At 60.6% G+C, this 14,020-nt stretch carries 15 protein-coding genes; 11 read left to right on the top strand and 4 right to left on the bottom strand.

Annotation, left to right across the window (positions count from 1 at the left end):
* Window positions 1–143: 143 nt before the first annotated feature.
* The 5 genes from GNP00_RS02945 (at window position 144) to rarD (ending at window position 4,065) form a co-directional block, all read left to right on the top strand.
* Window positions 144–557, top strand: coding sequence for an endonuclease domain-containing protein (locus GNP00_RS02945; protein ID WP_011580306.1), 414 nt, complete (start codon window positions 144–146; stop codon window positions 555–557).
* A complete protein-coding gene (locus GNP00_RS02940) occupies window positions 554–937 on the top strand; it encodes a VOC family protein (RefSeq protein ID WP_011580307.1) in 384 nt (127 codons plus the stop codon). The genes GNP00_RS02945 and GNP00_RS02940 overlap by 4 nt, the downstream gene beginning before the upstream one ends.
* Window positions 938–958: 21 nt before the next feature.
* Window positions 959–1,450: a GFA family protein gene (locus GNP00_RS02935; RefSeq protein WP_011580308.1), complete on the top strand. Its 492-nt coding sequence runs from the start codon at window positions 959–961 to the stop codon at window positions 1,448–1,450.
* A gap of 82 nt (window positions 1,451–1,532) precedes the next feature.
* Window positions 1,533–3,143, top strand: a complete 1,611-nt coding sequence (gene cimA, locus GNP00_RS02930) for a citramalate synthase (RefSeq protein WP_011580309.1) — start codon at window positions 1,533–1,535, stop codon at window positions 3,141–3,143.
* A 1-nt stretch (window position 3,144) separates the two neighbouring features.
* On the top strand, window positions 3,145–4,065 hold the full coding sequence (gene rarD / locus GNP00_RS02925) for an EamA family transporter RarD (RefSeq protein ID WP_011580310.1): 921 nt from the start codon (window positions 3,145–3,147) through the stop codon (window positions 4,063–4,065).
* Here the strand turns inward: rarD and GNP00_RS02920 are convergent.
* Window positions 4,049–4,648, bottom strand: coding sequence for an LOG family protein (locus tag GNP00_RS02920; RefSeq protein WP_011580311.1), 600 nt, complete (start codon window positions 4,646–4,648; stop codon window positions 4,049–4,051). The genes rarD and GNP00_RS02920 overlap by 17 nt on opposite strands.
* Before the next feature lie 160 nt (window positions 4,649–4,808).
* Between GNP00_RS02920 and GNP00_RS23260 the strand changes: the two genes are divergently transcribed.
* Window positions 4,809–6,449: an Ig-like domain-containing protein gene (locus GNP00_RS23260; protein ID WP_246263701.1), complete on the top strand. Its 1,641-nt coding sequence runs from the start codon at window positions 4,809–4,811 to the stop codon at window positions 6,447–6,449.
* Here GNP00_RS23260 and GNP00_RS02910 read toward each other — a convergent pair.
* Window positions 6,428–7,405: a DUF4424 domain-containing protein gene (locus tag GNP00_RS02910; protein WP_041544556.1), complete on the bottom strand. Its 978-nt coding sequence runs from the start codon at window positions 7,403–7,405 to the stop codon at window positions 6,428–6,430. The two genes, GNP00_RS23260 and GNP00_RS02910, sit on opposite strands and share 22 nt — an antisense overlap.
* A gap of 292 nt (window positions 7,406–7,697) precedes the next feature.
* Between GNP00_RS02910 and GNP00_RS02905 the strand changes: the two genes are divergently transcribed.
* The 3 genes from GNP00_RS02905 to GNP00_RS02895 all read left to right on the top strand — a co-directional run bounded on the left by GNP00_RS02905 (window position 7,698) and on the right by GNP00_RS02895 (window position 10,963).
* The gene (locus tag GNP00_RS02905; RefSeq protein WP_011580314.1) at window positions 7,698–8,048 is read left to right on the top strand and encodes an ArsR/SmtB family transcription factor; all 351 of its coding nucleotides are present in this window, start codon (window positions 7,698–7,700) and stop codon (window positions 8,046–8,048) included.
* Window positions 8,049–8,053: 5 nt separating this feature from the next.
* Window positions 8,054–9,934 carry an ABCB family ABC transporter ATP-binding protein/permease gene (locus GNP00_RS02900; protein WP_011580315.1) on the top strand — a complete coding sequence of 627 codons (1,881 nt, stop codon included), beginning with the start codon at window positions 8,054–8,056 and terminating at the stop codon, window positions 9,932–9,934.
* 84 nt (window positions 9,935–10,018) lie between these two features.
* Complete coding sequence (locus GNP00_RS02895; protein WP_011580316.1) at window positions 10,019–10,963, top strand: aldo/keto reductase; 945 nt, start codon at window positions 10,019–10,021, stop codon at window positions 10,961–10,963.
* Window positions 10,964–11,041: 78 nt separating this feature from the next.
* Here GNP00_RS02895 and GNP00_RS02890 read toward each other — a convergent pair whose 3' ends face one another.
* A complete protein-coding gene (locus GNP00_RS02890) occupies window positions 11,042–11,485 on the bottom strand; it encodes a hypothetical protein (protein ID WP_011580317.1) in 444 nt (147 codons plus the stop codon).
* 194 nt (window positions 11,486–11,679) lie between these two features.
* Here GNP00_RS02890 and GNP00_RS02885 point away from each other — a divergent pair, with 194 nt between their 5' ends.
* Window positions 11,680–12,375, top strand: a complete 696-nt coding sequence (locus GNP00_RS02885) for a phosphatidylserine decarboxylase (RefSeq protein WP_011580318.1) — start codon at window positions 11,680–11,682, stop codon at window positions 12,373–12,375.
* Complete coding sequence (gene pssA, locus GNP00_RS02880; RefSeq protein ID WP_011580319.1) at window positions 12,375–13,187, top strand: CDP-diacylglycerol--serine O-phosphatidyltransferase; 813 nt, start codon at window positions 12,375–12,377, stop codon at window positions 13,185–13,187. Before GNP00_RS02885 ends, pssA begins: the two co-directional genes overlap by 1 nt.
* An 11-nt stretch (window positions 13,188–13,198) precedes the next feature.
* Here pssA and GNP00_RS02875 read toward each other — a convergent pair whose 3' ends face one another.
* Window positions 13,199–13,915 carry a 2-acyl-glycerophospho-ethanolamine acyltransferase gene (locus GNP00_RS02875; RefSeq protein WP_011580320.1) on the bottom strand — a complete coding sequence of 239 codons (717 nt, stop codon included), beginning with the start codon at window positions 13,913–13,915 and terminating at the stop codon, window positions 13,199–13,201.
* Window positions 13,916–14,020 lie beyond the last annotated feature (105 nt).

The raw sequence follows: 14,020 nt of genomic DNA, 5'->3' as shown, positions 1-14,020 counted from the left end.
GCCAATCTTGAAGAAGCGGATCGTAGGGAGCCAGCATCGCGATTATCCGATCTCCCCCCTTGTGGGGGAGATGGCCGGCAGGCCAGAGGGGGGCAACACAGTGCACCGGCCTTCACGATTTTTCCTGCGCGGGAGGGCTGGTGATGCCGCATACGCCGGTCCCTGGACGCAATCGCCGCAACGCGAAGGCGATGCGCAACGCGATGACGGACGCCGAGCTGAAGCTCTGGAATTCTCTACGTGCGCACCGGCTCGCAGGTCTTGGGTTCCGGCGCCAAATGCCAATCGCCGGCTATATTGCTGATTTCGCATGTCCAGCCGAGGAATTGATTGTGGAAGTTGATGGTTCGCAGCACGGCGAGCCGAATACCGCGCGGCGAGATGAACTACGAACCGCGCGCCTGAAAGCAGATGGCTGGACCATCCTTCGCTTCTGGAATGACGAAATCCTGCGCGATATTGACGGCGTCTGCCGCCACATCGTGGCCGCAGCGGGATTGATCGCAGGAGATGCGGCCAGGGCCGGAGTGCTGCATGAGAAGGAGCTGACGCAATGATCGATCACATCGGCATCAAGGTTGCGAATTTCGATCGCGCGAAGGCATTTTACGATCAGGCGCTCGCGCCATTGGGTGCAAGCCTCATGATGATGGTGCCCACGGAATATACCGGCGGGGTGAAGGTCGGCGGCTATGGCCGCGACCGGCCGGTCTATTGGCTGCACGAGACGGGCAGCTCGGGCGAGGCGAAGCATGTCGCCTTCACCGCCCGCACGAGAGATGAGGTCGACGCTTTCCATCAGGCGGCAATCGCCGCCGGAGGCAAGGACAATGGCGCGCCGGGCCTGCGTCCGCATTACCATCCCAATTACTACGGCGCATTTGTTCTCGACCCGGACGGCAACAATATTGAAGCGGTCTGCCACGCGCCGGCATAAGCGGCGGCAAGGAGCTTTGCGATGAGCCTCGACAATCAACCGGTCTACACCGGCGGCTGCCAGTGCGGCGCGGTGCGCTTTCGCATCGAAGGCGCGCTGGGCGAACCTTCCATCTGCCACTGCCGCATGTGCCAGAAGGCGTTCGGCAATTTTTATGCGCCGCTGGTCTCCGCGCGCAAGGCGAAGCTGGAGTGGACCCGCGGCGAGCCGAAACGCTTCCAATCCTCCAATCACGTAAAGCGCGGGTTCTGCGCGGAATGCGGCACCCCGCTGACCTATGAGGCGCCGGACGGGATCGCGCTTGCCATCGGCGCTTTCGATCATCCGGAAGAGGTCGCCCCGCGCATCCAGTGGGGAATCGAGGGCAAGCTGCCCTATGTCGACACGCTCCATACCTTGCCGGGTCATGCGACGATGGAGGATACCGGCGCCACGGAATTTCTGGCCGATCTCGTTTCCTATCAGCATCCTGACCACGATACCGATCAATGGCCGCCATTGAGGACGAAATGACCACGTTGCACCGCTTCCATCCAGAATTGAGGTCCGGTGAGACCGGCAGGCCGGAGGGGGATGCTTGCGCATCCAGCCTTAGATGAAAGAACGCATCTATCTCTTCGATACCACCTTGCGCGACGGACAGCAGACTCCGGGCGTGGACTTTTCCGTTGAGGACAAGATCGCCATCGCGCAGCTGCTCGATGAGCTCGGCGTTGATTATGTCGAGGGCGGATATCCCGGCGCCAACCCGACCGACACGGAGTTTTTCTCCAAAAAGCGCACGCGACGCGCCGCCTTCGTGGCGTTCGGAATGACAAAGCGGCCGGGGATCTCTGCCGCCAACGATCCGGGCCTTGCGGCGCTTACGCAAGCTGAGAGCGATGCGGTCTGCTTTGTCGCCAAAAGCTGGGATTATCACGTGCGGGTCGCCCTCGGCGCGACCAATGAAGAGAATTTGGAGTCAATCCGCTCTTCCGTGGCTGCTGCGCGCGCGGCCGGAAGGGAAGCCATAGTCGACTGCGAGCACTTCTTCGACGGCTACAAGGCCAATCCGGACTACGCGCTCGCCTGTGCGCTAGCCGCCTATGAGGCGGCGTGCCGCTGGGTGGTGCTATGCGACACCAACGGCGGAACGCAGCCGAGGGAAGTGCGCGAGATCGTGTCGGCGGTCATCGCAGCCGGCATTCCCGGCTCGCATCTTGGCATCCATGCCCATGACGATACCGGCCAGGCGGTCGCGAATTCCCTGGCCGCGGTCGAGGCGGGCGTAAGGCAGATCCAGGGCACCCTTAACGGCATCGGCGAGCGGTGCGGGAACGCCAATCTCGTCACGATCATTCCCACGCTGATGCTCAAGCCGGTCTATGCCGAACGCTTCGAGGTGGGCATAGCCGAGGACGAGCTGAAACGCATCTCGCGCATTTCGCATGCTTTCGACGAGCTCCTGAACCGGGCGCCCGATACGCAGGCGCCCTTTGTGGGCACGTCCGCCTTCGCGACCAAGGCGGGAATCCACGCCTCGGCGATCCTGAAAGACCCGCAGACCTACGAGCATGTGCTGCCTGAGCGGGTAGGCAACACGCGACGGGTGATGGTCTCTGACCAGGGAGGAAAGTCCAACTTCATCGCCGAGCTTACACGGCGCGGGATTCAGGTGGAGAAGGCAGATCCCCGGCTCGACACGCTGATTGCGCTGGTGAAGGAGCGCGAGGCGCAAGGCTATGCCTATGAGGGCGCGGATGCGAGCTTCGAGCTTCTGGCGCGCCGCATACTTGGAAAGGTGCCCGAATTCTTCAAGGTGGATGGCTTCCGCTGCATGGTGGAGCGCCGGTTCGACGCCAATGGCAACCTGAAGACCGTCTCCGAGGCTGTAGTGCGCGTGACGATCGACGGGGAGACGCGGCTCTCGGTCGCGGAAGGGCACGGCCCCGTGAACGCGCTTGACGTCGCGCTTCGGAAGGACCTCGGCAAATTTCAGTCGGAAATCGAGGATATGACCCTTACGGACTATAAGGTGCGGATCCTCAATGGCGGCACCGAGGCCGTCACGCGCGTTTTAATCGAATCCCATGACGCTGCGGGGGACCGCTGGTGGACCGTGGGCGTTTCCGACAACATCATCGATGCGTCCTTTCAAGCGCTGATGGATTCCATTGTCTATAAGCTGGTGAAGAACCGGGAAAGGACCGGCCTCGCGGCCGAATGACATGACCGAGACAGTGGCAGTTCCACCGCCAAGCAAGGGCGACTCTGCCCAAGGTTTTCTGTTTGCCTTTTCGGCATATTTCTTATGGGGCCTGCTTCCCATCTTTCTCAAGATGGTTGCGCATATTCCGCCTATGGAAGTGGTTGCGCATCGCGTTGTATGGTCCGTGCCGATCGCGGCCGTGGTGCTGCTCCTCCTTGGCCGCACCGCCGATGTCCGCAAGGCTCTCCGCTCGCCGCGGACCTTGTTGCTGGCCGCTTTGACCGCTTCGCTCATTACAGCCAATTGGGGCCTTTATGTCTGGGCAATTGCAACAGACCGTGCGCTCGACACCGCCCTCGGTTATTACATCAACCCGCTTGTTTCCATCGCCATGGCGGCGGTGTTCCTGGGCGAGAAATTCACCCGGCTGCAGCTCGCCGCAGTTGCGCTTGCGACTGCTGCGGTGGCGGTGCTGACAATCGAAAGCGGCGGATTGCCATGGCTATCGCTGATGATCGCCATGACATTTGCTGTCTACGGCTTCCTTAGAAAGACCCTGCCAATCGGCCCGAGCCAGGGTTTCTTCCTCGAAGTGCTCATTCTCAGCGTGCCGGCTCTTGCCTATATCGCCTGGCTGCAATGGACGGGGCAGGGACACTTCGGCCTCGGGCAGCCGGAGAATATGGTGCTGCTTCTGGCCTGCGGGCCCGTAACCGCATGCCCATTCCTTCTATACGCCTTTGGCGCCAAGGCTTTGCGCTACGCGACGATCGGCATCATGCAGTATATCGCGCCAAGCATGGTTTTCATTACGGCCGTTTTCATTTTCAAGGAGCCTTTCAGCCGCGTCCAGGCCTTCACCTTCGCCCTCATCTGGATCGCGCTGGCGCTTTACACCTGGCCGATGCTCCGTGGGGCAAAGGTCAAAGCCGTTCAATAATCGCGGGGTCACCCTCGGAAGGGGAGCCGGTGCCCATAAGTGCCGGCACGATTTCGTCCACGTGATCGATGACGAGCGGTTTCACGCGGTGTCCGGTATGGATGAAGCCTTCCGCTCTCATATGTTCCAGAAGCGACATAAGAGGCGCCCAGAAGCCGTCGATATTGGCGAAAACGATGGGTTTCTCGTGCCGGCCGAGTTGGGCCCAGGTCATGATCTCGACGATCTCCTCCACCGTCCCGATGCCGCCCGGAAGTGCGATGAAGGCGTCGGAATGGTCGAACATCAGATGCTTGCGCTGGTGCATGTCCTCGGTGACGATGAGGTCGTCGAGGCTGGTATGCGCGTTTTCGGTCGCTTCCCATTTTATCAGGAAGCGCGGAATGATGCCCGTGACCTTGCCTCCCTTTTCCAGGCACCCGGCGGCGACCGCCCCCATGATGCCTTTGGTTCCTCCGCCATAAACGAGACGGATGCCTGCTTGCGCAAGCGCATTGCCGAGCCTTCGGCCGGCGGTGAGATAGCCGTCGCCGCGGCCCGTGGAAGAGCCGCAGTAGACGCAAACGGATGTGATCGCTTTCATGTGAGCATTGGTGATTGGCTTGGCGAGCCGGGTCAAGTGACTATTGTCATCTGTCGAGGGAGCAACAAAGCCGGGTGAATGCCGGGACTTCAAGGGACCTCGCCTTGTCCTTGGCTGCAAAAAGAGATAGACCGGCTGGTAACGACAAAGAGTTTGAAACATGGTTCTCACTCCGCTTAAAGCGTTGCTTGTCATCGCGGGAGTCTTGGTCGCCGGGGGTCTCGTTTATTTCACCGGCATTTTCAATTCGCAGACCGAGCAATCGCAGGCGGTGGTGGATTCTCACGCCCCCACAGAGGCTGCGGAAGGCGCAACCGCAACAGGTGGCGAGCCTGGCGATGCTCCGATCGTGGCCGAGGCGGGCGACCAGCGGGCCGCCACCGACGAGCAGGTGATCGTTCCTGCCTTCGATCTCCTGCGCGTTGAGCCTGACGGCTCGCTCGTGATTGCCGGCAGGGCCGTTGCCGGGGCCGAAGTGGAAATCGTCAGCGGCTCCTCCTTGCTTGCCAAGACGACCGCCGGTCCCACCGGGGATTTCGCGGCGGTCCTCGACAAGCCGTTAAAACCCGGCGAGCACAATATCGTGCTGCGTGCCACGTCGAAGGACAATGTGGCCGCGACGTCCCTTGAAACCGCGATCGTTTCTGTTCCCACCGCGGAGAATGGCCAGGTGGTCGCTCTCGTCCAGCAGCCGGGCGAGCCCAGCCGGCTAATCACAACGCCTGAGGCTGAGGCGCCGCCGTCTGGCGAGACCGCGGGATTGGACGAGCGGCAGAAGAATGCGCCAGCTTCAGGCCAGGACGGAGCGGTGCAGGCCGGCGGTGCCACGCAATCGATGGGGCCGGAAAGCGGTGCCGGCAGCATCCCCCAGTCTTCCGAGATCGCGGAGGCCAAGCCGGGCGAGACATCCGGCTCGCATGCCAGCGGGGAGGCTGCCCAGGAAGGCCCGGCTCAGGCGGAAATGCCGTCTGACACGCCGAACAAGGACGAGCCCTTCATCGAAGCGGTGGAGATCGACGGGCGGAACGTTTTTGTTGCCGGGCGGGCGGCGCCCGGGCGCACGATGCGCATTTATGCCAATGACATCCTGCTCGGTCAGGCCACCGTATCGCCGGAGGGTCGTTTCCTGATTGAGGCCGAGCGCGATTTGCCGGTGGGGGACTATATTATTCGAGCGGATGTGCTCGCGGACGATGAAGGTACGGTAATCGCGCGGGCGGCGGTACCGTTTGAGCGCCATGAAGGCGAAAAAATCGCCGCGGTGGCGCCTCGGTCGCTGGCGCAGACGCCCCCCGCGCAGGGAGCTTCCCATGCCGGAGAGACGCGGCAGGATGCCCGCGCGGCGGGTGAGGGACTGCCGGACGGCGCCACCCGCCCGGACGCTCGCGAGCTGGCGGAAACTGGGCCAAACGCCGGCAACGGCAACATGTCCCGGTCCGGCGCTGTTGAAGATCGACTGGGTGACCGGGTCGCGTCGGCCGGGGGAAACGAATTGCGATCCGATGACCGCAATCTCGGTCGGGATTCCTCTGAAGTCACTTCGCCGCCTCTTGAGCCGGTGGGCGGCTCCGTCATCATTCGGCGCGGTGATACGCTCTGGCAAATCTCGCGCCGTATCTATGGACGCGGCATCCGCTACACCACGATCTATCTGGCCAACCAGAGCCAGATCCGGGATCCGGACCGGATTTGGCCCGGCCAGGTTTTCACCGTCCCCAATCAGACGCGGGAGGGGGAGCGGGCGGATATGGATGCTGCCGGTGCCGAGGAGCAAAGGGATTATTCAACGAGTTCTCGCTGATCGAACACGACAAAGCCGATGTCCCTTGTCGGTGTGAAGTTGTCCCGCTCGACCTTGAACGTTGTTGTTCCCGTTTTCCTGACCCCGTCTATGCAAAGCGAGAGGATCGCGTCGGGCCTGATCTTGTCGATCGTCAACTCGAAATGACCGATCGGCCCCTTCCAGTTTGCTCCGGTCTTTAGGATGTAGCTCACCTCATAGGCGAACACGTAAGACTTATAATCGCCGTTTGAGTTGGCCTTTGCCGCGCTTTGGAGGAGGCGCCGCACTCCAGCCTTTGTCGTGTCGTCCAGACAATATGACGTCCCATATTCCTCCGATAGCCGATCCAATTCGCCATCGTCCCCGACAAAGAATGAAGAGCCGACGACCGGCTGGTATTGATGTTCCACCACGACTGCCTTTTGAGCCGGGAAGGTCTGCTCCCAATGAAAGGTCGCGTGCAGATTCCAGGACGGGGAAACGTCATCGGCCGTTTCAACCGTATCGCTAAGCTGTTCGAGAACGCCCTGTTCCACGAGCCGTCTTAAAGCCTCGCGCGGCACGGCTTTGATCTTCTCTTCCCAGGAGGGAAGATACGCGTTAAGCGGCAGGCCAATCGCTCGCACAGCCGCCGTGACATCGGTGCCGTTATCCAGGACGGCTCGCTGCTCGAGCGCCGGCGCCAGGCGCTGGCCATCGACCGTTACAGTAAAGCCGACGAAGTTCTCGTCCTGGGAATCCGGCAGTTCAAAATTGTCAGCGGGACCAAAGGAAACGATGGGTAGCGGGAAGGCAACACGCGTCGTAACGTCCTTGTCTGTATCGTTTCGGAAAACGTAGCGAACACGGATTTCCTCTGGCGACAGGAAGAGCTTCTCTTCCTCCATGACGATATCGTCGGATGTAGTGATCTCCAATCCGCCGGCGCCGAGCACGGCGGTGCTGTCATTTGCCGACGCCGGGAAGGCAATCATGAAAGCGCAAAGAAGCAGTATGGGTTGAAATACTAAGGATCGTATTTTCATGTATTGTTCGTTCGAATTTGAGGCAAAAGACAACATTCATTTTACATGACGATAACTGTCCTAATCAGATTGTAAAACCATCGGCGGTGTAAGCCAAGTGAACATTCGTAACAAGTTGAGAGGCAAGCGTGCGATCCGGCCGATGCCCGACTCTTTTCCGGTCCGCTGAGGAGGCAATTGTGCGAAAGTTGGTCAGCGGAGTATTGCAAGATTGGCTTGCATCGTATATCGACGATGAACGATGAACGAACGCCAACCAAAGATTGCATTTGAATGCTGCTCGCCGGAAGCGCTGGCGCGCGGCCTAGCCGCTCTTTCCCACCCTGTACGCATCGAGATTCTTCGCCAGCTTTCTGGCGCCGAGGCGTGCTGCTGCAAGGATGTCGCAGGCCGGCTGCCGCTGGCTCAATCCACAGTGTCGCAGCATCTCAAAGTGCTTCTTGAGGCAGGTCTGTTGCGGGTACGCCCTCAGGCGCAGCGCTCCAATTATACGGTGGACCGCGAAGCGCTACGAGCGCTTTCCGCTGCCATCAGCAATCTTCTGTCCGAATGCACCGCCGCCGCGGACGCATCGCAAATCGAGAAGAATTGAGCCCTATGCCTTCCAAGACCGTTTCCGCCGACTCCGGCTCCCTGCTGAGCACGCTCGCCAATTTGTGGCCCTATATCTGGCCGTCCAGCAGGCCGGATCTCAAGGCGCGGGTGGCTATTGCCGGCGTTTTCCTTTTGCTCGCCGAGGTGGTGCTGGTCCTCGTACCCTTCTTCTACAAATGGGCAACGAACACCCTGTCTGGCAGTAGCGCGCTGCCGGCCTATCTGCCAGCCTTTCTCGCTGCGCCGCTGATGCTTGTGGTTGCCTATAATCTCATGCGCATCACCAACATTGGCCTGGAGCAGTTCAACAGCGCGCTATTTGCGCGCGTCGGGCAGAACGCCGTTCGCCAGCTTGCGCATCGCACCTTCGTTCATATGCATTCCCTGTCGCTGCGCTTCCATCTGGAGCGCAAGACGGGAGGACTCTCGCGCATCATCGAGCGCGGCGTGAAGGGCATTGAGGCCATCGTGCGGCTGGCGCTGCTGAGTGCGGTGCCGACGGTCATCGAGTTCTCGCTCGTCGCCATCATCTTTGCACTGAATTATGGATGGCAATATGTGGCGATCATGGCGGTGACCGTCTGGCTCTATGTCTGGTTCACGATCAAGGCGAGCGACTGGCGCATCCATATCCGGCGCCAGATGAACGAGTCCGACACGGAGGCGAACACAAAGGCGATCGACTCGTTACTGAATTTCGAGACGGTGAAATATTTCAACAACGAGGCGATGGAGGCACGCCGCTTCGACGCTTCCATGGCGCGGTACGAGGAGGCGGCCACCAGGACCTGGACCTCCCTTGGCTGGCTTAATTTTGGCCAGGGCGTGATCTTTGGGCTGGGCATGATGGCCTCCATGGGCCTTTCCGCGTGGGAAGTTACGCGGGGTACGCAAACCGTGGGCGATTTCGTATTCATCAATGCCATGCTGATGCAGCTCTCCGTGCCGCTCAATTTCATCGGCTTTATGTACCGGGAGATCCGCCAGGGGCTGACGGACATCGAACAAATGTTCGATCTGCTCGACGTGCCGCCGGAAGTGAAGGACAAGCCGGGCGCCGGGCCGCTGAAGGTCGGGGAAGGCCGGGTGCAATTCGAGAACGTCTCCTTCGCCTATGATGCGAACCGGCCGATTCTGAAGGGCATCAGCTTCGAGATCCCGGCGGGTAAAACGGTTGCCGTGGTCGGACCGTCGGGAGCGGGCAAGTCGACGATCTCCCGTCTGCTTTTCCGGTTCTACGACATAAATCAGGGACAGATCCTGATCGACGGCCAGAATATACAGGATGTGACCCAGGAAAGCCTGCGCGCGGCAATCGGCATGGTGCCGCAGGATACGGTGCTCTTCAACGACACGATAGCCTACAACATCCGCTACGGCAGGCCCGACGCCAGCGATGAGGAGATGCGCCGCGCCGCCGAGCTTGCCCAGATCGGCGCTTTTGTTGAAAGCCTGCCCAACGGCTATGACAGCATGGTGGGCGAACGCGGCCTGAAGCTCTCAGGCGGGGAGAAGCAGCGCGTTGCGATCGCTCGAACCATTCTCAAGGCGCCGCCCATCCTCATCCTCGATGAGGCGACCTCTGCGCTGGATACGCATACCGAGCAGGAGATTCAGGCCGCGCTCGACCTGGTAAGCAAGGGGCGCACCACACTCGTTATCGCTCACCGTCTATCGACGGTCATTGGCGCCGACGAGATCATCGTCTTGAAGGATGGCCGCATTTCCGAGCGGGGCACGCACCGCACCCTGCTGAAGGCCGGCGGCCTCTATGCCGATATGTGGGCTCGCCAGCGCGAGGCAAGCGAGGCGGAGGAGCGGCTGCGCCGGGCGCGCGAAAGCGACGAGATGGGTGTCGTGGCGCGTGGGGTGCCGGCCTACTAGAGCAATTGCAGGAAAAGTGGAAACACTAAGCGGATCTAACATCGCGTGAATACCGCCTCCCCAGGCAATCACAGGAGACCAGAGATGAAACTTCGCAGGCTTGGACGGACGGATATTCAGATCGCTCCCCTGATCCTTGGAACCAACGTGGTTGGCTGGACCGCGGACGAAAAGACGTCCTTCACGATTTTGGACGCCTTTGTGGCGGAGGGCTTCTCTGCGATCGATACTGCAGATTCCTATTCGCGGTGGGTGCCGGGAAACGACAGCGACAGCGAAAAGATCATCGGGCGCTGGCTCAAGGAGCGCGGCAACCGGGACAAGGTACATATCTTCACCAAGGTCGGCTCGGACATGGGCCAGGGCAAGAAGGACCTTTCGGCGAAGTGGATCGAGCAGGAAGTGGACACCTCGCTCAAGCGCCTGCAGACCGACTATATCGATCTTTATCAGAGCCATTGGCCCGATCCCACCGTCACCCACGAGGAGACGCTTTCGGCCTATGACCGGCTGATCAAGGCCGGAAAAGTCCGCTACATCGGCACCTGCAACTATGATGCGAAGCTGCTGTCGGCGGCCTTGGCGGCATCGAAGGAAAAGGAGCTCCCACGCTACGAGACGCTGCAGAACGAGTACAATCTGTACACGCGCGGCCAGTACGAGGGCGAGGTTCAGGAACTGGTGCTGCGCGAAGGGCTGAGTCTCATGTCCTACTTTTCGCTAGCTTCCGGCTTCCTCACCGGAAAATATCGTTCCGAAGCCGATTACGGCAAAAGTCCCCGTGGGAAGGGTATGGCGCGATATCTCGATTCCAAAGGAGTGCGCCTCCTTGAGGCGATGGACAAGGTGGCCGCAAACACCGGCGCAGCACATGCCGAGATCGCGCTGGCCTGGATCAATGCACAGCCGGGCGTTGCCGCCCCGATTGCCTCCGCCACGTCCGTGGGGCAGCTTCAAAGCCTCATCCGCGGCGCGCGGCTCGCTCTCAGTGAGGACGATCTGGGATTGCTCCGCCAGGCTGGCAAATAGGCGCCCGCCACTCCACCATTGAAAAAGAGCCGCTGTTTCCAGCGGCTCCAATCTAGCATGAGTATGCGAACGCTTGGGTCAAGCAAAACGGAAGAAACGACTTACGACGTTTAGCAGCCTTGAGCGGCGTTCCTTCCTTTCCATATGCTGGCGCAAGCGGCTGGCGAGGAGCGAGCCTGTCATAGTGCCTTGATAGCGGCAATCGCACAAAAGAAGGTGCGTATCGTGATCGTTCAGCTCGAAGAAGTCCATCGCGTCGCCGAGCCGGTCGCTTTTGAGGCCTTCCTCGCGCAGAACAGGATCATCAAAGGCGACCGTGAGTGGGGTGTTGAGGCCCCGATATTCCCTACGCTCCTCAGGTGAGAGATATTCGACGCGCCTGAGCGCGTTCAATCCCCCTCCATGGCGCTCTAGAAGCGTTGCCCAGCGCTCGATGCGCTCGCGACGTGATAGCCTTGGCTGCGGCGGTGCCGGAAAGGTTGTTGCCGCCGCTGCCAATTGTTGCTGGCTCTGGTGTTTCATGAAGGCCTCCCTGCAAACGCACCGTGCATAAAGGTGCATAAAAGCAGGTAGAGCACGCTGCCGAACCCGACAGGGCGAGGCTTCCACTTGCATCGATCACAATTTATTACATCACCCGATCGGGGTCCGCGTTGCAGGAGGCCGCCCTTTCCGATAGGAAGCCCACATTTGATCTGCCGGGGATGCGGACGACCATGAGCCTAGCTGACACAATCCGAAGCAGTTTGGTGCCGATCCACCGGGAGGGGTATCGCTTCATTGCCGCTTTTGGGATCGGCTCGGTAATCCTTGGGCTTTTATGGGAGCCGCTTTTTTGGATCGGCTTGCTGCTAACCGCCTGGTGCGCCTATTTCTTCCGCGATCCGCAGCGCATTACCCCGGTCGACGATCGGCTGGTGATCGCACCGGCTGACGGGATCGTCTCCTCGGTCGGGCCTGCGCTGCCGCCGCCTGAGCTGGGGCTTTCCGGAGAGTTCACGCGGGTTTCCGTTTTCATGAACGTCTTTTCCTGCCACATCAATCGTGCACCGGTGCGTGGCCGCATTTCGCTGATAGAGCATCGGCCGGGCAAGTTCCTCAATGCTGATCTCGACAAGGCGAGCATGGAGAACGAACGCAACAGCCTCATAATCGAAAGCCCGTATGGTCCCGTGGCAGTGGTGCAGATCGCCGGTCTCATTGCACGCCGCATTGTCTGCTGGGCGGAGGCGCCGGGAGAAATTTCCGTCGGCGAGCGCTTCGGACTTATCCGCTTTGGATCGCGTGTCGACGTCTACCTGCCCAGGGAAGCACGCCCGCGTGTAGCAGTGGGGCAGGTCTCCGTGGGCGGCGAGACAATCATCGCCGAATTCGGCAGCAACGCACCTCCTCCTCTGGTAAGAGTTTCCTGATGTCGGGTCCTTTTCCTCCCTTCGAGCCTCATGGCGGAGGCGGACGCCGCATCCGTGAAATCCCGCTGCGCCTGATGGTCCCGAACTTGATCACAGTGCTTGCCATATGCGCGGGGTTGTCCGGCATCCGGCTCGCATTCGAGCACCGCATGGAACTGGCGGTGATCATGGTGCTGATCGCCGCCTTTCTCGACGCGGTCGACGGGCGGGTGGCGCGCGTGCTGAAGGCATCGTCCAAATTCGGCGAGCAGATGGACTCGCTCGCCGATATCGTCAACTTCGGCGTGGCGCCCAGCCTGGTGCTCTACGCCTCTCTTCTCGATAGGGCAGGGGCCATCGGATGGATCGCGGCGCTTCTCTTCGCAATCGCCTGCGGCTTGAGGCTTGCGCGCTTTAACGTGATGCTGGACGACCCCAATCGCCCTGCCTGGCAAATGGACTATTTCGTAGGCGTTCCCGCCCCGGCGGGGGCGGTGCTGGTCATGCTGCCGGTCTATCTGGGCTTTCTTGGGCTGGAGGCGAGCCGCCCGGTGGCTTTGGCCGCCTGCGCTTATACGCTTGCCATCGCGTTTTTGATGGTAAGCCGCTTGCCCGTCTATTCGGGCAAGGCTTCGGGCAGCCGCGTGAGGCGGGAGTTTGCCATTCCACTGATGCTGGGCATCGTCTTCTATGCGCTGCTGCTTGCCAGCTACACCTGGCTTACAATGGCGATTTCAGCGATCATCTATCTCGTTTCGCTCATCTGGAGTGCCCGCGCCTATTCGCGACGCGTTGAACTCGAGGAGAAAGCCGCTGCGAAAGAGGGTGGCTGAGCGCGTCCTGATCAGGCTGGCTCGTGCACTTCTTCCCGCGCAACGCCCTGACGGCGCACCGCAAGCATCCGATCGAAGAAGGCGTTCGCCCCCCTCGGCTTTTCATCATCGGCAAGGGCCACCATCTGCGCGATCGTCAATGGTTCGAGAGCGGTGATCCGAAATCGCGGCGCAAGCCGGCGTCTCATCCCCGGTGTCAGTGAAAAGGGCGAATGTTCCGCACCTTCCACATGGATCGGCTGGATCTTCGCTTCCGCATTCGTGGCGATGCGGGCGATGGCCCGGAAAAGCCTGAACGCTTTGGGATCGGGCGCTTCGTCATCGGGCAGGTAAACGGCAAGACGTCCCCGGCCTCTCAACCGGCGCACAAGTCTGCGGCTGACGAAAACATGGTGCGCATTGAAGGCGATGGTGCGGGCGAGCGCCCGCCACGGGTCGAGCCATAAGCTGCGCGCGGACTCCTCGTCGAGAATGTGGAGCGTGTCGTGAGGAAGCAGCGACAGCATCAGGGCAGGTTCAAGATGGGAGCGGTGCCATATGGCATAAATGATCGGCGGCTCCGTGCTGTGCGCCTGGCGTATCGGTGTATCGCTGATACGAAAGAACAGTTTCAACGGCACATACAGCATCGCCTGATGCAGGTTGATGCCGAGACGCATCATTAGAAAAAGTGCGACTGCCAGCCAGATGGCTGCGATCGCGCATAAAATTGTGACGGCAGTCAGCATTGCTCAGCTCTCTTCACTGGGCATCCTCCAAAAGAATTGAAGCATCATCCTAATTATGAGGCGAGGGGGGACCGTCGCCGATGCAATACAGTCCTTAAATGGCTT

Origin of the sequence: Chelativorans multitrophicus (genome assembly GCF_011317445.1) — a bacterium.
In the GTDB taxonomy this organism is placed as follows: Bacteria; Pseudomonadota; Alphaproteobacteria; order Rhizobiales; family Rhizobiaceae; genus Chelativorans; species Chelativorans multitrophicus.
Note: the sequence above shows the minus strand (reverse complement) of the source record. Positions and strands in the feature narration are given on the sequence as shown.